General features: G+C 57.3%; 24 protein-coding genes. All 24 read right to left on the bottom strand.

What is annotated here, in order from left to right:
* Nucleotides 1-58: 58 nt before the first annotated feature.
* Nucleotides 59-982: a hypothetical protein gene (locus ML541_RS16015; RefSeq protein WP_243374389.1), complete on the bottom strand. Its 924-nt coding sequence runs from the start codon at nt 980-982 to the stop codon at nt 59-61.
* 398 nt (nt 983-1,380) lie between these two features.
* Nucleotides 1,381-1,752, bottom strand: coding sequence for a PilZ domain-containing protein (locus ML541_RS16010; protein WP_243374387.1), 372 nt, complete (start codon nt 1,750-1,752; stop codon nt 1,381-1,383).
* Between the two features lie 93 nt (nt 1,753-1,845).
* On the bottom strand, nt 1,846-2,910 hold the full coding sequence (gene flhB, locus ML541_RS16005) for a flagellar biosynthesis protein FlhB (RefSeq protein WP_243374385.1): 1,065 nt from the start codon (nt 2,908-2,910) through the stop codon (nt 1,846-1,848).
* An 8-nt stretch (nt 2,911-2,918) separates the two neighbouring features.
* Nucleotides 2,919-3,701, bottom strand: coding sequence for a flagellar biosynthetic protein FliR (gene fliR / locus ML541_RS16000; protein WP_243374383.1), 783 nt, complete (start codon nt 3,699-3,701; stop codon nt 2,919-2,921).
* Nucleotide 3,702: 1 nt separating this feature from the next.
* Nucleotides 3,703-3,972 carry a flagellar biosynthesis protein FliQ gene (fliQ, locus tag ML541_RS15995; protein WP_243374382.1) on the bottom strand — a complete coding sequence of 90 codons (270 nt, stop codon included), beginning with the start codon at nt 3,970-3,972 and terminating at the stop codon, nt 3,703-3,705.
* A gap of 81 nt (nt 3,973-4,053) precedes the next feature.
* Entirely contained in the window at nt 4,054-4,809 is a 756-nt protein-coding gene (fliP, locus tag ML541_RS15990; protein WP_347710810.1) for a flagellar type III secretion system pore protein FliP, read from the bottom strand.
* Complete coding sequence (locus ML541_RS15985) at nt 4,806-5,276, bottom strand: flagellar biosynthetic protein FliO (RefSeq protein ID WP_243374381.1); 471 nt, start codon at nt 5,274-5,276, stop codon at nt 4,806-4,808. Before ML541_RS15985 ends, fliP begins: the two co-directional genes overlap by 4 nt.
* Nucleotides 5,273-5,533 carry a flagellar motor switch protein FliN gene (gene fliN, locus ML541_RS15980; RefSeq protein WP_243374395.1) on the bottom strand — a complete coding sequence of 87 codons (261 nt, stop codon included), beginning with the start codon at nt 5,531-5,533 and terminating at the stop codon, nt 5,273-5,275. The genes ML541_RS15985 and fliN overlap by 4 nt, the downstream gene beginning before the upstream one ends.
* Nucleotides 5,534-5,570: 37 nt before the next feature.
* On the bottom strand, nt 5,571-6,557 hold the full coding sequence (gene fliM / locus ML541_RS15975; protein WP_243374380.1) for a flagellar motor switch protein FliM: 987 nt from the start codon (nt 6,555-6,557) through the stop codon (nt 5,571-5,573).
* 9 nt (nt 6,558-6,566) lie between these two features.
* The gene (locus ML541_RS15970; protein WP_243374379.1) at nt 6,567-7,067 is read right to left on the bottom strand and encodes a flagellar basal body-associated FliL family protein; all 501 of its coding nucleotides are present in this window, start codon (nt 7,065-7,067) and stop codon (nt 6,567-6,569) included.
* A gap of 245 nt (nt 7,068-7,312) precedes the next feature.
* Entirely contained in the window at nt 7,313-8,197 is an 885-nt protein-coding gene (locus ML541_RS15965; protein ID WP_243374377.1) for a flagellar hook basal-body protein, read from the bottom strand.
* A 127-nt stretch (nt 8,198-8,324) separates the two neighbouring features.
* Nucleotides 8,325-8,708, bottom strand: a complete 384-nt coding sequence (locus tag ML541_RS15960) for a TIGR02530 family flagellar biosynthesis protein (protein ID WP_243374376.1) — start codon at nt 8,706-8,708, stop codon at nt 8,325-8,327.
* A complete protein-coding gene (locus tag ML541_RS15955; RefSeq protein ID WP_243374374.1) occupies nt 8,709-9,374 on the bottom strand; it encodes a flagellar hook capping FlgD N-terminal domain-containing protein in 666 nt (221 codons plus the stop codon).
* A 17-nt stretch (nt 9,375-9,391) separates the two neighbouring features.
* Nucleotides 9,392-11,071 (bottom strand): flagellar hook-length control protein FliK, encoded by a 1,680-nt coding sequence (locus ML541_RS15950; RefSeq protein ID WP_243374373.1) that lies wholly within the window; start codon nt 11,069-11,071, stop codon nt 9,392-9,394.
* Nucleotides 11,072-11,120: 49 nt separating this feature from the next.
* Nucleotides 11,121-11,642, bottom strand: a complete 522-nt coding sequence (locus ML541_RS15945) for a hypothetical protein (RefSeq protein ID WP_243374371.1) — start codon at nt 11,640-11,642, stop codon at nt 11,121-11,123.
* Nucleotides 11,639-12,085 (bottom strand): flagellar export protein FliJ, encoded by a 447-nt coding sequence (fliJ, locus tag ML541_RS15940; RefSeq protein ID WP_243374369.1) that lies wholly within the window; start codon nt 12,083-12,085, stop codon nt 11,639-11,641. The genes ML541_RS15945 and fliJ overlap by 4 nt, the downstream gene beginning before the upstream one ends.
* A gap of 36 nt (nt 12,086-12,121) precedes the next feature.
* Complete coding sequence (gene fliI / locus ML541_RS15935; protein ID WP_243374367.1) at nt 12,122-13,453, bottom strand: flagellar protein export ATPase FliI; 1,332 nt, start codon at nt 13,451-13,453, stop codon at nt 12,122-12,124.
* Nucleotides 13,443-14,228: a FliH/SctL family protein gene (locus ML541_RS15930; protein ID WP_243374366.1), complete on the bottom strand. Its 786-nt coding sequence runs from the start codon at nt 14,226-14,228 to the stop codon at nt 13,443-13,445. Before ML541_RS15930 ends, fliI begins: the two co-directional genes overlap by 11 nt.
* Nucleotides 14,215-15,207, bottom strand: coding sequence for a flagellar motor switch protein FliG (gene fliG / locus ML541_RS15925; protein ID WP_243374365.1), 993 nt, complete (start codon nt 15,205-15,207; stop codon nt 14,215-14,217). Before fliG ends, ML541_RS15930 begins: the two co-directional genes overlap by 14 nt.
* Nucleotides 15,208-15,220: 13 nt before the next feature.
* Nucleotides 15,221-16,792 (bottom strand): flagellar basal-body MS-ring/collar protein FliF, encoded by a 1,572-nt coding sequence (gene fliF, locus ML541_RS15920; RefSeq protein WP_243374364.1) that lies wholly within the window; start codon nt 16,790-16,792, stop codon nt 15,221-15,223.
* Between the two features lie 23 nt (nt 16,793-16,815).
* Nucleotides 16,816-17,124: a flagellar hook-basal body complex protein FliE gene (fliE, locus tag ML541_RS15915; protein ID WP_243374363.1), complete on the bottom strand. Its 309-nt coding sequence runs from the start codon at nt 17,122-17,124 to the stop codon at nt 16,816-16,818.
* Nucleotides 17,125-17,180: 56 nt separating this feature from the next.
* Nucleotides 17,181-17,621: a flagellar basal body rod protein FlgC gene (gene flgC / locus ML541_RS15910; protein WP_243374362.1), complete on the bottom strand. Its 441-nt coding sequence runs from the start codon at nt 17,619-17,621 to the stop codon at nt 17,181-17,183.
* A complete protein-coding gene (gene flgB / locus ML541_RS15905) occupies nt 17,621-18,043 on the bottom strand; it encodes a flagellar basal body rod protein FlgB (RefSeq protein WP_243374361.1) in 423 nt (140 codons plus the stop codon). Before flgB ends, flgC begins: the two co-directional genes overlap by 1 nt.
* Before the next feature lie 127 nt (nt 18,044-18,170).
* Nucleotides 18,171-20,306, bottom strand: coding sequence for a tetratricopeptide repeat protein (locus ML541_RS15900; RefSeq protein WP_243374360.1), 2,136 nt, complete (start codon nt 20,304-20,306; stop codon nt 18,171-18,173).
* Nucleotides 20,307-20,454 lie beyond the last annotated feature (148 nt).

Here is a 20,454-nt window from a genome sequence, read left to right as displayed (position 1 = left end):
ACTGAAGAAGAACTGCATTTCATAATTGAAAAGGTGAATCATCGACCCAGAAAAAGCCTTAACTACCAGACACCACACGAAGTCTTCTTTCAAAATTCACGTGGTGCACTTGCAATTTGAATCCACCCCTTAGCCCTCCCCACATATTGTTCTTAATACCGACTTCTCTTCGATGACAAAGCCATTCTTTAATCGGCCTGTCAGTAGCGATATCCTTCAAGTATGCTTTTTCTCTGGCAGGAATCCGGCTACCTAGTTTCCTTCTCAGGCTACAGTAACTTAGGATAGCTGAGGCCGAATAAGAAACGACAACCTCGACAATTACGAAAGCAGAGTTTTCAAAATTTAGGTGGTTTAGAGGTGCAGCGCCCTTGTACATCGTATTCCCAAGGGGAAACGAATGGACGTAGTTCGAGAGTAGCTTATATATTCCCTCTTCTGTCTCTTTTGGAAATGGTGACCTCTTTGGGCGCTGTCCGCGCCAATAGACTGCTTTATGGCCTAACATTAATTGTTTCTGCTCTTTCTCGCTTAGGCCTTTAAAGTACCCATTACTCTCCAGACACGAAATTGACATTCTGCCTGACATGTTGAATCGAGACACTATTGAATCAGCATCAGTAAATTCAAGCTTCTTTAAGATTGCTAAAACGTCATGTGAGTAGTGGAGGATGTACAACCATATCTTGAAGTCCATTTCGTCTTTGGAAGCGGAAGTCTCACAGAAATAGCAAAGAATATTATGAGCTTCTATGATCATTCTAGCAATTGAAGCGAGTACTGATATGTCAATAGCGGGTTCATTTACTTTCGGAAGGTTTCTCTTGAAGCTTGTTAGATGAAGAACAAATTTGTTGAAGATCTCCTCAGCTTGAAGAGCACGCGATGTAGATCCGGTCGGATATTCATGGATCGTACTCAAAGAGTCAGCAAGCTTAACTAGCTTTGGAATTTCTGAGATTCTGAAGTCAAGATCTTTCATGTCATTATTTCTTTCAACTCCTTACTAAGCAGGTTAGAGCCTGGCTTCTACAAGTAGAAACAATTCATGTATTTAGAAACAACTTTCTATATCTATAAACCAACGTTTCTGCACCTATGAATTTTTCCTGCTGTCGATGGGGAGTGTCCCGCCATCAAGGTTCACCCACTTCAATTAATGAACGTTAGCCTTTTCTACTCCTGAAAATCAACAAGTTCAATAGAAAAAATCTCAGAATAGATGGGATTTTAAGTAGATAGGGTAAAGCAAGTAAGAAGAGTGAAGGGTGAATGCGTGTAGTGCGTTCGCCGTGCCTTATTCACGCAACGCCTGCCATGATTTCAGGTTTTTCGTCACGTCGTCGCGTGAATAAACAGAGGGGCTTTGCAACCGTGCCTTTACCAGGTGGGAACCAGCTTATAGTGGGTGAGAAAATCCCGGATGGTTCGCATGTCTTCCAGGGAAAGGGTGAGAAACTGGATCCCCATGCCGCAGGGGAGAGAAGGCTTCTTCATATCCCCCTCTTCGTTGGTCCAGGCGACTTTGGCTCTGCAGGAAATGGATTTGGTCATGCCGGGCAGCATGAACTCCACGTGCAGCAACGTGTCCGCCGGAAATATCTTGGAGGTCTCGATATACAGTCCGCCGGTGCTCATGTTGACGCTGTAGTTGGTCAGAAGCTTCTTTTGATTGGGTCCGCTATAGATCGCAATCCGCACCACATAGCGCGTCTCGGTCCGCATTTCTCCCCGTTGATCCTGCCCTGCCATCATAATCCTCCAGACTGCCGCGATCGGTGCGCCGCCATAGTATATTAAAAAGTGAATATCCACAATAGCTATGCCGGTTATTGCAGAAGATTTTCACACCTTCCCCTTCAGCTTGTATACATAGGCGAGGATTTCCGCCACCGCCGCGTAAAGGGCCTCGGGGATCTCCTCCCCTTCCTTCACCTGCGCGTAGAGCTCTCGGGCGAGGGGGCGATTTTCGACCAGGGTGATGTTGCTTTCCCGGGCGATCTCCTTGATCTTCTGGGCGAGGAAATCCACCCCCTTGGCCAGGACCACCGGAGCAGCGTTCTTCTGGCGGTCGTATTTCAGGGCCACGGCATAGTGGGTCGGGTTGGTGACCACCACGTCCGCCGTGGGGATAATCAGCCGCATCCGCCGCCGTGCCTGCTCGTACTGCTTGGCCTTGATCTTCCCCTTGATCTGCGGGTCCCCTTCCGCATCCTTGTTCTCGTCCTTCACCTCCTGCTTGGTCATCTTCAGGTTTTCGATGAAGCGCCACTTGACGAAGGCCAGGTCCAAGATCGCCAGGATGAAGAGCACGCCGCAGGTGTGCAGAACCAGCTTAAAGGCGATGTGGTTGATGAACTCGGCGATGGCGGGAATGTTCAGGTCCACGAGATAAATGACGTTGTCCACCTCGTCGCGCATGACCTTGTAGGCCATGTAGCCGACAATGAGGATCTTGAGGAAGGATTTGAGCATCTCCACCGCCGCGTCCTTGTTGAAGAGCCGTTTCATTCCCTGGACGGGATTGAGTTTTTCCAGGTCGAAGCCGATCTTTTCGAAGGAGGTGGAGATGCCCCCCTGGCTGATCTCCGCAACCAGCCCGGCGGCTATGACGATGAGCAGGAACGGCCCCAGCATCAGGGCCATGTCCAGGAGGAGCCTGAGCAGCAGCATGTAGACGTCGCCCGGGGTCAGCTCCCGCGTCCCCATGGAGGTAAAAAGGTCTTTGCTGCTTTTTTTCAGGGTGGCGGCCATGAAGCCGCCGGTCACATAGAGGGCGATGATGCCGCTCGTCAGGGTGATAGTGGCGGTCATGTCCCGGCTGCGGGGAATGTTACCTTTCTCCTTGGCCTCGGAGACCCTTTTGCCGGTGGGTTGTTCTGTTTTGGAGTGTTTATCTTCGTCTGCCATAGGATCTGTCAGGCCAGAAGCTTGAAGAGGACTTTTATCTGCCGGTCGATACCGCCGAAGGAGGTCTCAAGGGTGCGGAGAAAGGCAAGCAGGGAAAGGCCCAGGATAAGAAAGCCGATACCAATGTTGAGGGGCATGCTGACCATGAAGACGTTCATCTGGGGAAAGGCCCTGGCCATGATCCCTAGGGCAACGCTGGTGGCGAGCAGGGCAACCATGACCGGCGCTGCGAGCTTTACTCCGAGGACAAACAGGGCGCCGATTGTGGTGACGAAGAATTTCATCAGCTCGCCGCTCATGTGCCAGGCCCCGACGGGGATGATCTGATAGCTCTCGACGATGGCCCGGATGAAGATGTGGTGCACCCCCAAGGCGACGAAGAGGAGCATGGCCAGGATTCCCTGGAAGAGGGCCATGGTCGACACGTTGGACTGGGTGTTGGGATCGAAGAGGGCGGCCATGGAAAGCCCCATCTGGGTGCCGACAAGCTGTCCGCACAATTCCACGGCAGCGAAGATGACCTGGGAAATAACCCCCAGGGTGAGCCCGATGAGGGTCTCGCGGATGACCAGGATGGCGATGGAGAGGGAATCGCCCGGCAGTGGGGGCATCTGCAACTTGACGATAGGAAAGAACACGAGGGCCATAGCCATGATGGCGGCCATTTTGATCCGCATCGGCACCGTTCGGGAGCCGAAGAGGGGAATGGCCGAAAAGAGCCCCGCCATCCGCCCCACCACCAGGCTGAAAAGGGTGAAGTCGTTGATGGTGGCAAAGGGAATGGCGAACACGTCAGTGTCTCATGTTGGGAATCAGGTTGTAGATCTCCCGGGTAAAGTCGCTCATGTAGCTCATCATCCAAGGAAAGAAGATGATCAGAGCGATCATGACCGCGGCGATTTTCGGCGCAAATGCCAGCGTCGCCTCGTTTATGGAGGTGACTGCCTGAAAGACACTGATCAGAAGTCCCACCACCAGGCTGAAGACGAGGAGCGGCGCGGACAGAATGAGTGCCGTCTCGAAACTGCGCCGCGCCAGCTGAACTACCAGGTCGGATGTCATTGTAACTCCTTAAAATCGGTTCGAAGTTCGAGGTTTCTTTTCACCCTTCACACTTCACCCTTCACCCTTGCCTCTTGCCTCTCATCCGAAGCTCTTGACCAGCGAGCCGATGATCAGCCCCCAGCCGTCCACCAGGACGAAAAGCAGGATCTTGAACGGGAGAGAGATCATTACCGGCGGCAGCATCATCATCCCCATGGACATGAGTACCGAAGCAACGACCATATCCAGCACCAGGAAGGGGATATAGACCAGGAAGCCGATCTGGAAGGCGGTTTTCAGCTCGCTGATCATGTAGGCGGGAATGATGGTCATGGTCGGGATATCGTCGGCGTTTTTCGGTCTGGGCAGCTTGGACAGGTTGATGAACAGGGCCAGGTCCTTCTCCCGCACCTGGGAGAGCATGAACTTCCGCATGGGAACCGTCGCCCGCTTCAGGGCCTCATCTTGGGTAATGGCCTGCGCCCGGTACGGCTGGAGCGCCTGGGTGTTGATCTGCTGCCAGACGGGGGCCATGATGAAAAAGGTCAGAAAGAGCGACAGGCCGATGATGATCTGGTTGGAGGGGGCCGACTGGGTGCCCAGGGCATTGCGCAAAAAAGAGAGGACGACGACGATGCGGGTGAAGGAGGTGGTCATCATCAATATGCCTGGAGCCAGGGACAGCACCGTCATGAGCAGGAATATCTGCAGGACGACCGCCATGTCCCCCGGCTTCGTCGCCTTGCCGACGCCGACACTGACGGTGGGGAGAGCGACCGGCTCGGCAAAGGCCGAAGCCGCCATGAATACCAGCGCAACCAACAGCAGAAATTTAAGGATGCTGCACCCTTTCACAGGACTTCCCCCTGTTTCTTCGGCAGAGGGACCAGCCGCACCAGGCCGGGAAGCTTCTCGGTGAGGGATGACAGCCGGTCGCGCAGTTGGATTGAGAATTCGGTCAGGGGCACGCGCTCTTCCACCACCTCTATTTCTTCCAGCATGTCGATCTGCTTGACCAGCTGCACTCGATCATTACAGTTGCTGAGGAGCAGATACTCCCCCCCCACCTCCACCAGCAGCAGCGATTTTTTCGGCGCGAGCATGCGGTTCTCCACCACCCGGATATAGCGTGTTGCCCCTTTCCCGGACGGAGTGATCTTCAGCCATTTGCTGGAAAAGTGATAGAAGAGGAATATCAGGCCCAGGACCAGGGCCAGGGAACCCAGCATCTGAAAAAAAGCCGAAGCGACGCTGAATTCCCCTTCCGAGGCAAGGACAACGGAGGGAAAGAGAAGCAGGGCTGCCATCAACAGGGTTCTCATAGCACCTTTTCCACCCGCTCGTTGGGGCTGACGATGTCCACCAGCCTTATGCCGAATTTGTCGTTAACCACCACCGCTTCGCCACGGGCAACCAGCTTCGAGTTGACGAAAACATCCAGCGGCTCTCCCGCCAGCTTGGTCAACTCCACCACTGCCCCCTGGTTCAGCTGCAATATGTCCTTGACCAAGAGCTTGGTCCGCCCCAGCTCGACGGTCAGCTGCAACGGAATATCGAGGATGAACTCAAGGTTCTTCATATCGCCGCTGCTCTTCTGCTCCTCTAACTCGATCGTTTCAGTCACCTTGCGACCCTCCCTGAAAAATCCGGCTGATCTGCACCGCCTTGTTGCCCCCCAGGACCCCCGGCAGCCCCATGAATTTCTGTATGCCCCCCACCTTGATCAGCAGTTCGTCGCGGCTGTTCCCCTCCAGCATCACCATATCCCCCGGGGCAAGGTTGAGGAGTTCGGCGAGGGTGATGGTTGACTTGCCCATTTCCACCGAGACCTCCAGGGGCGCCTCCTTCAGCTCCTCGGAGAGCCGAAAGGACCACTGGGGGTCCACCGCCATCATGTCCACCTGCAGCCCGCTCTTCAGTTTGTCGCGTATGGGGTCCACGGTCATGTACGGCACGGCAAGAATCATCGTCCCCTCCGTCTCCTCGATCTGGATCTTGAGAGACATGGTGACCACCTGGTATTCGGGAGGCACGATATTCACCAGCCGAGGGTTCATCTCCATGCGCAGGACGCTCATCTTTACCGCCAAAAGTGGTGCCCACGCCTTCTCCATATCGGCCAGGGCATCCTTGACGACCTTTTCCGCCAGCCGAAGCTCGATAGGGGTGAAGAGGCGGTTGCCGGCCGGTATGGTGGGAGCGCCAACCCCCCCGAGGATACTGTCGACGATGCTGAAGACAAGGGGGCTGTCCATGGCGATCAGGGCCGCCCCTTTGAGGGGCTCGATTTTGTAGAGCGCCATGCAGACCGGGGAAGGAAGCGACTGGAGGAAGTCGTCGAACTTGTATGGCCTCGCCCCCTCCTTCTTGATCTCCACCATCTTGCCCAGCCGGTTGGACATATTGACCCGGTTATAGCGGATGAAGCCGTCGTAGATGATATCCAGATTGGGTACGAGCCCCTTATGGGCATCGGAATTGAAGAGATCGTAGGTGTTGACCTGGCCCTGGCTCCTTGCCAGCTCCTTGGCCGGTTCGATGCTGCCGTCAAAAACCGCGTTGAGCAGGGCCTCGATCTCTTCCTTTGTCAGAATCTTTTCCATGATACTGTCCTATTGCACTACGAAATCGGTGAAATACACCTTGACGACCTTGCCCGGCCCGAGAATCTTGACCGTAGTGGTCAGTATCTCATCCCGCAGCTGATTCTTGCCCTGCAGGTCCTGTACCTCACGCATGGTCTTGGTGGTCAGCAGGACGAGGATGGCATCCCGCAAGGCGGATTGATGGGTATCCAGTTCCGTTTTGACCTCCGGCGAGGCCATTTCGAACTCCACCTTGATCTTCAGGTAGCGCAGCTCCTGACCATCGTAGATATTGACGATGAACGGCTCAAGCGGGTAAACGTTGGCTGCGGCAGCCTTCTCCCCCCCCTCCCCCTTTTTTTCCTCTTTTGTCTCCTGGGCCTTTGCCGGTTTTTCCTTCTTATTGTCTCCCATCATCGTCGCCACGATTACGGCTATGACGATCACCGCGGCTACGGCAGCACCGATGATGATGAACAACTTCTTGTTATCCTTGACAGGAACAGCTTCGTCCTTTTGCTCAGCCATGAGATGCATCTCCTTTTCTCTGGAATATCAGTTAGTTTGCTAAAGCTCTGTCATTATTGCAACGGCAGTGCCAGCAGGTATTTGCCGGCAACCGGCTGCGCAGAGCAGCTACAGGTGGTATTTCAGGGAAAATCACGCCGAGAGGGCGGAGGATGTCCGGTACAAAATCGGGGGGAAGTTTTTTGAAAGGGGGGTCAATGTTTTGACGGAAGGGCCGCAGGGTCAACTGCGGCCCTTGGCAGGGATCAGCGTTTCAGGTTCAGTATTTCCTGGGTCATCTCATCGGCGGTGGTGATGGTTTTGGAGTTTGCCGAATAGGCCCGCTGGGTGATGATCATCTTGACGAACTGGCTGGCCATATCCACGTTGCTCTGCTCCAGGGAGTTGGATAGGACCTTTTCGCTGGTGCCGTTCGGCTGGTTGCCGGCAAGGGTAAAGGCGACCGCCGGTACGCCCGAGGTTGCCGTTGCCTTATAGAGGGAGCCCCCTGCCTTCTCCAGCCCCGAAAGGTCCGCTGCCGAGACCACCGCCAAGCGCTGAACGGTGCCGGCATTGATTGGGGTGGTGGGAAGCCCGGCGGCACCACTGGTATTGTAATAGAGGGTGGTTATGCCGTCCTGGGCCAGGTAGGTAATGAGGCCGTTAGGCTCAATTTTGACGATTTTGGAAAAGTCGGTCGTGGGAGCAGCACCGGTATTCGAAAACTTGATGGGATTGCCCTGGGTATCGAGCACCTGGTAGCCGTCAGGATTGACCAGGGTCAGGGTGTTGTCCACGTGGAAAGCGCCTGCCCGGCTGAGGAAAGCGGCATTTTGGGTAGCCACCGGTGCTGCTGCGGTGGGGGGCTTGAGGGCGAAGAAGCTGTTCCCCTGGATGCCCAGGTCGGTGACGTTTTCCGTGGTCTCGAAGCTCCCCTGGCCGAAGAGGTTTTCCACCTTCTGGATCTGCATGCCGCGGCCGATCTGGGAATTGTTGCCGATGTTCTGGGAGAGCATATCGGAAAAGAGCATGCGTGCCCCTTTGAAACCGATGGTGTTGACGTTGGAGATATTGTTGCCGATGACGTTCATGGATTCGCCGTTGTTGAGAAGACCGCTGACGCCGGTAAACATTGCGCTGGTAATACTCATTTAATGCCTCCGTTTCTGTTTTTTGCGAGCACCTCTGTCGGTCGGTGCTCTTCGGGCTTCCTCATGGAGGGCCGGCCCTTAAAAATCTGGTTCTAGGTCCGAGGTTCTAAGTTCGGGATTGAAACCTTTAAAAGATTACGGCGGAGTCGATGTTGGTAAAGACGTTGCCCGCCATCTGGGTTTTATCCATGGCCGTTACCACTGTCCTGTTTTTGACACTGACGACCAGAGCCGCATCACCCATAAGTACCAGGGAGTCTCGCCCCCCCTTCTGGGCCACGTCGTCCACGGCGTGCTCCAGCTTCTTCATATCCGTCTCCGAGAGATTGATTCCCCGGGCCTTGAGGCGCTCCAGGGCATGTTGGGAAAACTTGACCCCTTGGGCAGGCAGCTTGTCTTCCAAGATTCTGGCAAAGGGTGATGTTCCTCCCACCGGTTTTTCCGGTGCTTTGGACGGGCTCTGCCGCGGAGACGGCTGGATCGGTTGGGGAAAATAGATCGGATCGATCACTTATGCGCCTCCTTTGACACTGATGATAGTGGACAACGGCACCTGCAGTGCACCGATGGTAAGAACCGGCCCGCTGCTCCCCATTTCCACCCCGTCCACCTTGCCCGAGATAAGGGGGGTGCCGCTGAAAGCCTGGCCGTCGGCATCGGTCCCTTTCACCGTGACGTTGTAGGTGCCTGCTGCCATCTGCTGTCCCTGGTTGTCGGTACCGTCCCAGGCCACCGATCCGTTACCCGCTGTAGTTACCACCTGGGCCAGCGTCCTGACCACCGAGCCGTTTCCATCGGTGATGGTCACCGTCACTGTTTGCGCTGGTACGGCAAGATTGTAGTTGACGGTGTTGGTGCTGCCAGAGTCGTGGCTCAGCTGACTGCCGGGAGCGACCACGTTCTTGCCGATGAAGGATACGGCCGAGAGTGTCGCCATGTTGCTGTTCTGGCTGAGGATGTTCTGCAGGTTGGTGTTGGTGTTGTAGGACTGCTCCACCTGGGTGATCTGGGCCAGCTGGGTGATGAACTGGGAGCTGTCCTGGGGATTGAGCGGGTCCTGGTTCTGCAGCTGCGTGACGAACAGCCTGAGGAAATCGTCCTTGTTGAGGCCGGTCGCCTTCTTCATGGCTGCCGCAGCGGCAGTGGTGTCGTTTGTTGCTGTTACCGTACTGACCATTCTTTTACCTCCATGGGTCAGAATCGCACATCGACCAGCCCCGTGCCGGTCCCTGTCAGATAACTGACTTTTCGTTCTTCTCCTTCCACATACGCCGCTCCCATGGCCGGATAATTCTTGAAGGAGCGATTCTGCGGCACCCATCTTTCGTCGGCCGAATGCTGATCGAAGCCATAACTGCCGCCGGTGGAGACATTAAAGCGCTCCATACTGACATTCTGTTTCGACAGCGACTCCTTGAGGCTGTCCAGGTTTGCCATGAGGACATCCTTGACCATGACGTTTTCCGCCGTCACTTCAACCTTGAGCCGCTGCCCGTCCATGCTGACGTGTATCTTCAGTTCCCCCAGCTCGGCCGGATGAAGCGTCATCGTGATCTGTTTCGCTTCTCGGGGATTATGCTGCGCCAGGGTTTCCCTCACCTGGGAGAGGATGCTTTCGGCGGTAGTGGCCGGTGCTGGCGCCTCCCCTTTATGGATCGGTTCGACGAACGCTGGTGTTTGCACCGCTTCGCCGGATGGAGCAAGTTGGTGATGGGCAACCATGGCCTTTTCGGCCATAGCCGGTTTCATCCCTCCGTCGCCCGGATCGGTTGCAGCGGGCTTGGCAGCGCTTTTCAGTACCGAAGGTGCTTTCTGCCCTTCGGCCATGGCATCATCCCCCGGCTGTTTTCCCCCTTTCCCGGCTGTTTCCGGCAGCGCGTCACCTGGTTTTGTAATCATTTTTTCCTGCACCGGCTTCAGGACTGTTTCCCTGCCGCGGAGTACTTCTGCCGGAGCAGCGACCATTGCCGCGGACGGTTCTGCTTCAGCCGTATCCAGCTGCATTCCGTCGGTGGAGTGGGCCTCTTTCCCCTGTACCGCATCTGCTTCGGGTACCACATCCGCCGTTGTGACTGTTGCCGGCGGAGGAACGGCTGCCGCTGCAGACACGGAAGCGGCGTTGGTCAGCACAGGGGCAGGCTGCACCCCTTTACCGGCATTGGCCGCCCGCTCCCCCATGGGGGCCGTCACGGCTGCACGTGGCTCCGTTTCCGGAAAATCCAGTGACAGTGACGGGAGGGTTACTGCCCCCTCCAGCGTGGTGCTGACGGTGGGAGAGGCATTGATTACCTCTGAATCCTGCCGGTCCTCTGGCCTTTTCCCGGCCAGGGGGGCTTTCTCCTGGAGCGGGACTACCGGCGTTTCCTTCACGGCATTTTCCTGGACAGGTCCGGTTTTCACCGCTGTCAGAGCATCTTTCTGTGTCTGAACCAGCGGCTGCGCTGAAATTTCATCCACGACCGCCTGTACCTGCAGGCCACCGGTCTCCGTCGGGACCGGGACAGACTTTTGCTCCTCGATGGGAGCCTGCACCGATTGGACGGCGTTGGCGATTTGTTGCACCGTCACCGGTACCATCAGCGGTATCGATGCCGTGGCAACGGTCGGGAAGGAACTTTCTGTACCCTCCCCTTTCTCTGCCGGTACTGTATCTTCGGCAGAGATGGATTCAGCCGCGCCTGTCCCCGCTTCTCCCCCTGTAGCCCCATCGGCTGCAGCATCCAATTCGGGAAAGGCAACCGTGCCGAGCAGTTCGGCAAAGGTTACGCCGAAACCAGACGCAACAGCATTGACGGCGGTCTTGCCGGGAAGAACCGGCGTCACCAGGGGAAACATTCCTCCCCCCTGGGACGGTATCACTTGTACATTTTCCATTTTCTCACCTCCTTTCTTGTGGAATAGCGCCGGATCAGCCGGCGTAAATTTACCCACCCAACAGGTTTTCCCTGGTCCACTTAAGGACCCTCGGCTGCTTGAGGTAGGGAATGAGCTTTACGGCGGTCTTCTGGTCCATCTGGTTGAGCATCTCGATAACCAGCGGCTCCTCCAGCTTGTCCATCAGTCTACCCGCCTCTTCAGGCTTCAGGGCTTTATAGACCTTGATCATCTTCTTGTAGCGCTCGTTTTCCTGTTTTTTCCTCGTCTGTAGCGACCCCTCCATGGACTTCCGTGCCGAGTTCAATTCCTTGATGCGGCTCTCCAGGCCGGCGGCAAGTTTCTTCAGCTCCTCTTCCTTGGCCTTCAGAGCCGCCTCCTTCTCCATGAGCTGTTGACGCTGCTTCTCAAGAGCTGCAGCCTCATTCGCCTCCACGCGCACCGGGGTGTTGCCCGCCGCTGGAGTCTGCGCCATGGCCGCTCCCGGGAGAATGGACGGGGCGATCTCCGTCCGGCAGAACAGGACAACAGGGATAAGCATCCCCATTAACAGTACCTTCTTCATCGTCATGTGCGGTGCCCCTTTTTCTGGACAGATATCTCCTCCAAAAAATGCAGCTCCCGTTCGGCCGCGTCCCGCTTCATTGCCTGGACCTTCCGCTCCTTGAAGGCTTCCAGCACTTTCTTGTCCTTGGCGGCGGAAAGGAGCGTCTCGCGCTTCTCTGCCACATTTCGCTCCAGGTCTACGACCTCCCGGCGCTGCTCGACGATCTGCTCCCGTTTCCTGTGGCTGAAATCGGCATAGAGCTGCAGGTCCAGCGCCGAGATGCCGTCGATCTGCTTTTTCCTGAGTTCTTCGGAAAGGCGCAGCATGGCATATTCCGCCCGCGCCAGTTGCTCGTTGGCATCGTCCAGTTCATGCTTGGCCACGGCAAAATCGATCTTGCGCATCTTCTCCACTTCCTTGCGGAAATTGAGTATCTGGTCCAGCTGAAACCCCTTCTTGGTCGTCATGATCTACCTCACATGGCCGAGCCGGAAAACCGCGGCTCACAGGGCCATGGCATCGTCGAATATTGCTTCCAGCTCCGTGACGGCATTTTCCACACCGACACCGTCATTGATATCCTGCTTCAGGTACGCGTTCATGTGCTCTATCTTGGCCAGAGCATAATCGATGCCGCGGTTGCTGCCGGGCTTGTAGGCGCCGATATTGATCAGGTCTTCCGCCTGGCGGTAGGTGGCCAGGACCCCTTTGAAATTGCCCGCCAGTTTCTGGTGATTTTTCGAAGTCACATCCATCATCACCCTGCTGGCGCTGTTCAGGATATCGATGGGGGGATAGATGTTCCGTGCCGCCAGTTCCCGGGAAAGGACGATATGACCGTCGAGGATGCTGCGCATGGCGTCGGAGATCGGCTCGTTGAAGTCGTCCCCCTCCACCAGGACCGTATAGAGGCCGGTGATGCTGCCGTTCTGGAAGTTGCCGGTCCGCTCCAGCAGCTTGGGCAGGGCAGCAAAGACCGAGGGAGTATAGCCTTTGGTCGTGGGGGGCTCGCCGATGGCCAGACCTACTTCCCGCATGGCCATGGCAAAGCGGGTCGCCGAGTCCATCATCAACAGCACCTTTTTCCCCTGGGCCTGGAAATATTCGGCAATGGTGGTGGCGATATAGGCGCCGCGCATGCGCACCAGGGGGGGCTGGTCGGAAGTGGCCACCACCACCACCGATTTTTTCAACCCTTCCGCCTGCAGGTCCTTCTCGATGAACTCGCGCAGCTCCCTGCCCCGCTCGCCAATCAGAGCGATGACGTTGACATCCGCCTCAGTGTAGCGGGCGATCATGCCGAGGAGGGTCGATTTGCCGACCCCCGATCCGGCCATGATCCCCACCCGCTGCCCTTCGCCACAGGTGAGCAGGCCGTTGATGGCCCTGATCCCCAAGTCGAGGGGCCGGCGGATCGGCCGCCGCTTCATGGGGTTGACCGGCATGGCGTAGATGGGATACTCCTCGCCGGTAATGATCGGACCCCGGTCATCAATGGGCGCACCCAGGCCGTCGATGACCCGGCCGAGCAGAGCCGGGCCGACCCCCAGGGAGGCCTTTTCGCGGCGGACGGAAATGAGACTGCCGAGACCGACGCCGCGCAGCTCCCCCAGCGGCATGAGCAGGGTCTTGTTCTCCCGGAAGCCGACCACCTCCGCGGGAATCGGTTCGCAACCCTGGGAGTTGATCTCGCAAAGGGTGCCGACGGCCGTCTCGGGGCAGAAGCCCTCGATAACCAATCCCACCACTTGAGTTACCTTGCCGTGGAGCTTTATGGGGCGCGCCGCTTCCACTGCGATCACAAAGCGGCCCAGATCAATCTTGTCAGCCAGCATCGCTCTCTTCTCCCGTTTCCGCCACGTCGGCATCGACTGCTATGAGGCTGCGGTCTTCCATGAAGCGGCGGAAGATCTCGTCCAGTTGTGCCTCTATCCGGGCATCGATGGCTCCCATGGAGGTTTCCACAAGGCACCCCCCGCCCGGTATGGCTTCATCGGCCTTTAAAGTGATCCTTCGTTTTTCGGCAGGCTGGGGCAGGAATTCCCTGCGGTCGGCAACGATTTCGTAGTCGGAGGGGCTGAGCTTGACCACCACCTCATCCCCTTCCGAGACGTTGCTGACAGCCGACTTGACGATATTGACCAGAATCCTGCGGTCGGTGGAGACTTCCTGAAGAATGATTTTACGGGCGATGACGATGGCCAGCTTGAGCAGGTCTTCTTCGCTCTCCTGCATCACCTTCTGTCTCAGCCCACCGGTGCTGAGCAGTGCCTTGGCCAGAGCCTCGCTCACCTGGGACAGGGATTCCTCCGCCTGTTGTTTTCCTTCGCGCAACCCTTCGTTATATGCTGTCTGTTCCCGCCGGACAGCCTCCTCCTCGGAAATGCCTGCGACGATTTGATCTTGCAGGGGAGCAACTGCATCCTCCTCGGGGATTGCCGCAGGCTCCTCCGCATCCACCACAGCCGGGCTTCCGGGCATGACCGGGGTGAATTCGGCCCCATGTCCCGGCGCGGCAGGTTGCACGGCATCATTCTTAAGGTCCCGGAATCGAAACCCAATGAAATCTGCATTGCTGCCGGGGGACTTGATGATCCTAGACGAGGACATCGTCTCCTCCGCGGCCGGCAATGACCACCTTGCCATCCTCCTCCATCTTCCGCACGACCTTGATGATCTCCGACTGGGCCTTTTCCACGTCTGAAAGCCGGACCGGCCCCATCACCTCCAGGTCCTCCTTGATCATCTCGGCGGCCCGGGAGGAGATGTTGCGGAAGATCTTCTCCTTGACGTCGTCGGGCGAGGTTTTCATGGCCAGGGTCAGGGTATCGTTGCTGACCTCCCGCATGATCGACTGGATCGCCCGGTCCTCCAGCTTGAAAATGTCCTCGAAGGTGAAGAGATGTTTGCGGATCACCTCGGCCAGCGGGGGATTCAGGGCGTCGAGCCGGTCGAGGATCTTTTTCTCCTTGCTCCGGTCCAGGTAGGAGAACATGTCCACCACCTTTTCCACACCTCCTACCTTGAAGCGCTGCACGCCGCCAAGGGCTGTCAACTCCTTGCGGATCACCTCATCGATTTCAGCGAGGATTTCCGGCGAGACCTGATCGACCTCGGCGATGCGGATGACCACTTCGGCCTGCAGTTCCTGGGGCAGGAGGCCTATGATCTCACTGGTCTGCTTCGGCTTGAGTTTGGCCAGGATGACGGCGATGGTCTGGGGGTGCTCCTGGGAGAAGAAATTGGCGATGGTTTTTGAATCCATGGTGGCTAGAATATCCACCATGTCCCCGATGCTGGATGTGCGTAGCTCCTGGAGGAGGCTTTCCGCCTTCTGGGGCCCCAGCGCCTTTTCCAGGATCTTCTTGACGAACTCCTCCCCCTGGGAGAAAAAGCCGGTTTCAGGATTGGTGATATCGGTGAATTCCGTCACCACCCCCTGGATTACATCGCGCGGCACATGTCCGAGCCGGGCCATGCTCTGGCTGATCTTCTTTATGTCCACGTCGTCCATGTGCTCAAAGACCTTGCTCGTGGCATCCGGGCCAAGGTAGAGGAGCAGGATGGCCGCTTTATCTGATCCGTTCATTAAACATCCTCAACTACTGCTCTTTGTGAGCCAGCCAGTTCTGGAGTATCTGGGCAACCTGGTAGGGGTCCTGCTTGACCTTCTCGATCAGTTCGAGCTGGTTCATGGCCTGTATGGCCATCTCTTGCTTGTGGGCCTCGGTAAGCTGCATCATCTCCTCGGTTTCCTGAGCGATGGGCTGGAAGGAAACGGGCTTATGGGGCAGCATCCGCATCAGCGGCTTGATGACGAAGAAAATGATGGCCATGAAACCGGCGGCAATAAGCAGATTCTTCAGCAGCGTCATGACTACCGGCGCATTCCACCAGCCTTCATCACCGGCTCCCGCCTCCCCCGTATCCTGGAAGGGAATGTTGGCGACTGTCACCTGATCCCCCCGCTCGGCGTTAAAACCGACGGAACTTTTCACCAGGGATTCGATCTTCTGCAGTTCATCGGGGGTGCGGGGCTGGTACTTGGCCTTGGGCGCCCCCCCCTTTGCCGTTGCCGGGACTTCATATTTGCCGTCCACGAGAATGGCCACCGAAACCTTGGTCAGGCTCCCCACCGGCTCAATGATGCGGGCGGTGGTGCGGCTGACCTCGTAATTGAGCGTTTCATCGCTCTTGGAACCGCCGCCGGTGGTACCCGCAGCAGGGGCTGTTCTTCCCATATTCGACTGGACGCCGGGAATGCCCGCAGCCATATTTGCTGCATTGGCCTTCTCCTCGCTGCGCTGCTCGCTGCGCACCGCTGCCGTTTCCGGGTCATACTTCTCCTCGTATTTCTCCACCTGCTTGAAATCGAAGGTGGCTGAAACCCGGGCCACAGACCTGCCGCTCCCGACCACCTTGTCCAAGAGGGATTGCAGCCGGTCTTCGAGATTCTTTTCGTAATTGCGCTGGGTCTCCTGCATGGTGCTGGTCAGCTTGCCGGTGGCATCGGAAGGGCCGGTCCTGGAGAGGACCTTGCCGCGGCTGTCGAGAACGGTGACATTCTCCGTATCCATCCCCTCGATGGCAGAGGATACCAGGTGCGCCACCCCTTGGACCTCGTTCTCACGCAGGGTGCGGTTCGCTTTCATTTTCAGCACTACCGAGGCGGTCGGGGGCTTTTCACTGTCCTTGAAAAGGGATTTCTCGGGAATGACCAAATGGACCCTCGCCTGTTCCACCCCCGCCAGTTGAGAGATGGTCCGGGAGAGTTCCCCCTGCAGGGCACGCTGGTAATTCAATTTCTGGACGAATTCGGTCATGCCGAAATTCTTCCGGTCGAAGATCTCGAAGCCGATCCCCCCCCCTTGGGGCAGGCCTTCCCCCGCCAGGGAAAGCCGCAGCTCGTAGACCTTGTCCGACGGGACGAGGATCGCCTTGCCGTCGGGGGAAATCTGATAGGCTACCTTCTGTTCCTTGAGCTTCTTGACGATATCACCCGCATCTTCGGCGGTAAGATTGGCAAAGAGCGGGCGGTAGTCGGTCCGGTTGGCGACAAATATAAGTGCAGCAAAGGCCAGAAGGGAGCACGCAGCAACTCCGGCCACGACAAGGCGCTTGGAGGTGGGGAGCGAGAGAAAAGGATCGAACAGTTTTTTCAAACCTTCCGGCATACAGTCTCCGTATCAGCAGCCTGCTAGACAGGCATCCTCATGATCTCCTGGTAGGCCTCCACCGCCTTGTTACGCACCTGGGTAAGAAACTGGAAGGAAATGCTCGCCTTCTCCACGGCGAGCATCACCTCGTGCAGTCCCTGGGATTCGCCCGTGGCCAGGCTCTGGATGGACTTATCCGCCGTCTGCTGCAGGTCGTTCACCTTGCCGACCATCTCCCCGAGAAACGTACTGAAGCTTTCCACCGGCGCGGCACCTGCTTTTTCCTTTGCCGCCGGTGCAGGAAAGGCCTGCCCTATACCCGTTCCGCCCTCGATCGCTTTAATGACCATCGTTTCCTCCCGAAATCACTTCAACATCGCCACGCGCGGGCGTGACGGCTCAATTGTCAGCGGCTTATTTCAAGGGTTTTCATCGCCATGCCCATCGCTGCCCGGGCAGCGGTGACGTTTGCCTCGTAAGTACGGGTAGCGGCAATCATGTCGGCCATTTCCTCGACAACATTGATATTGGGAAGCGCCACGTAACCCCGGGCATCGGCATCGGGATGGGTGGGATCGTACTGCATCCGCGGCGGTGTCTGGTCCTCGGTGATCTGCACCACCCCGACCTGTTTCGGTTGGGCGCCCCCCCCTGCCTTCTGCAACACCGATTTGAACGGCTCGGCAACCGGTTCGGCGGCAAAGACGGCATCTTTGCGCTTGTATGGCCCACCTTCGGCAGTCCTGGTGGAATTGGCATTGGCGAGATTGCTGGAGATGAGGTTCATGCGCGTCCGTTCGGCGGTAAGAGCCGAAGCGCTGATATCCATAGAGGTGAAAAAATCCATCAGTTACCCCCTTTTATGGCATACTTGAGTCCTTCGAATTTTTTGCCCAGAAGCTGCACGGTGGCGTTAAACATGATCTGGTTTTCGGACATCTTGCCCATTTCGTTTTCAAGTTCCACGGCATTGTTGTCCACCCCCACCGATTGGGCCGGGGTTTCAACCACCGTCCCTTTCACCTCTTCCACCGATCCCCCCTTACCTTTGAAAGGTATGTGCCGCGGATTGGTCAGGGCTCCCCTGCCGACCCCTTTACCGTTGACCGCATCCTTAAGCTCGGCCTCAAAGGAGAGGCGGGTCGGCATGTAACCGGGAGTTTCCGCATTGGCGATATTGGCCGCAATGTGGTTATGATTTTTTGCCCGCAAATCCAGGGTCTTGCCCAGAATATCCACGGTGGAACCAAATATACCTTTTACCGGCATGACACCCTCCTTCCCGAGAGCTCTTCGAGCAAAACCCGTACCAGCCATATTTATCTATTATTTCAAGAAGTTACGGAAGCTTTCCAAGCCACTGCATGGGAATGCCCCCTTTCCTTTTTGACCCATGTCATTTATTTGACTGAACCTCCAGTTCCTTTATTTTTTCCCTCCATTCCAGGTCGCCGAGCCCCTGTTCTGCCATGCGCCGCCAGACCGGATCTGTTCCTTCCTTGAGCACCCTGCTCCAGTGGTCCCGTGCCTCTCCGTAATTCTTCATCTGCAGCGCCATTTCTCCCATGGCACAGAGGAACTGCTCCTTCATGCCTTTGCCCCCCTCTTCCAGACCGGCAACATAGGCAGCCATGGCACCACGGTAGTCGGTCATCCCCCGGCGGGCGGCGCCAAGGGTAAAATAGGCGTCGCCGGCCAGGGGGGAGGAAACCTTCGACTGCCTGAGTCCCTCCACATAGCGGCCCAGCGCCCAGGCGCCCCTTTTATAATCCTTCTGCCCCGTCAGCGCTTTGCCCAGGTAATAGTAACTGCTCAGCCTGCCCGCTTCTTCCCGGGGCTTCAGCAGCCAGGAGAGCTCCGCCACCGCCCCCGGCATATCCTTCTTCATAAAGGCGATCTCCCCCCGGTGTTCCAGCATATGTCGGCAATCGGGGTGGCGGGGAAACCGGCGCAGGAAATTGGCCGCGGTCAGATCCGCCATGGCCGGATTCCCCATGGCCAGAGAGGTATCGACAATTTCCCCGTAGAGAAACGGAGCCGCGGCGGCGGCCCAGTCGCGATCCACAAGCTGATTGAAGAGCTCCACCTTTCCCGCCGGCCGTCCTGTGGCAGAGAAGGCTGCGGCAAGCCGGTGGGCAAAGATCTCGTCGGAGAAACAGCGGGCCAGATAGTCCAGGTTCTGTTGGGCAATGGCGATCAGCCCTCCATTATCCCCGGCCTGGTACAGCTCACGGTAGACCAGCAGCAGCAGCTCCTGGTGAATGCTCCGGGCGATGGCAACGAAAATTCCCTGGGGATACTGCTTCTCATATTGGATCATCGCGGCCAGCGCCGCAGCAGGCTTTCCATAGAGGGATTCGGTCAGTGCCCCCTTGAAGGCGCTATCGTCGCGCAGGGATACTTCACCGGCGGTGCAGTATATGGCGCGGTACTGGTCGGCCAGCGGCAGATAGGTATCCGGGGTGAGGCTGAAGAGCCGCCGGTCGGCCAGCTTCAACTGGGCATGGACGGCAGCCTCGGTTCTCGGAAAATGTTCGACAACTGTCCGATAGATGGCCAGGGCCTCTTTTTCCCGCCCCTTCCGGGCCAGGACATCCGCTAACCGGTCAAGGAGCAGGGGTGCGTAGGTTTTGTCAGCCAGGCGGGCAATGAGGCCGGCGAGCATCTTGCGGCCGCCGTCCGGATCACCCGTCCGGGCAACGGTGTCGGCAAAATAAAAGGCAGTGGCCGGATTAAGAATCAGGTAGGCGGGCCAGCGCCGCTCCCCTTCGCGGAAGGCCTTGAGGGCGTCGTCATACTTGCCCAGGAGGTACAGGGCCTCCCCCTGGCGATACCAGGCGAGAGGGCGCAGCGGCGTTTCCCTGCCGGTAAACCAGGCAAAGATTTCCGCGGCCTCGGCCCCCATTTCCTTGTAGAGAAAGCTCTCTCCCCGCTGAAAAAGCCTCACCTCCCCGTCAACGGCCACCTTCTGCAGCTGCCCCGCATCGGTCGGGACAAAAGGAATCACGGCATTCAGGGGTGGATCGAAGTCGGCAACCACCCTAGCCGCCCCCGCCAGTATCGGCTCCCGCCCCGGGGCGATCTCCGGTGCCGCCTGGCTTCTCCCTCTGCCCACGGTTACGGTAAGGATGCCCGCCGCCGGCCCAATGACCCGCAGGGAAGGGGCTGCTTCCCTGGTGCCGATTACGACCTGCAGATCACTGCCCCGCTGTAAAAAGCGGATGCCGACGACATGAACATCGCCATACCTCGTAAGCCTTCTGTAGAGAGGACAGTCGGTATCCTTGAGGGTCAGTCGGAGCCCGCTGCCTGTTTGCAGCACCCTCCAGGCAACTTCCCGGTCCAGCTTCAGATCGATGCGGGTCGAGGCGGTCTGCTGCCGGACCTCCACCCGCTGCAGGCGGGCAAGGTCCCTGGCAGCTGCATCAGTTGGATTCATCAGGCAAAAAAGGATCAGGCCAACGCCTGCTGCGGCCAGGAAGCGGCAAAAGAGAGAAAGAGGAATATGTTCGAAGGGACCGGCTCGTTTCATCGGCAAGGTTACCCGGCTGGGAAGAATGAATGACAGCCAACACTGGCAAAAGGCATGCCGTCCGCGGACAGGCTGCCGGACGCTTGCCTGCAGCAGAACGGGAAGGGCTCCAGATGATGGATTTGGGACAGGAGGTCAAAAAAAACTA

The organism is Geotalea sp. SG265, from assembly GCF_022808985.1.
In the GTDB taxonomy this organism is placed as follows: Bacteria; Desulfobacterota; Desulfuromonadia; order Geobacterales; family Geobacteraceae; genus Geotalea.
Note: the sequence above shows the minus strand (reverse complement) of the source record. Positions and strands in the feature narration are given on the sequence as shown.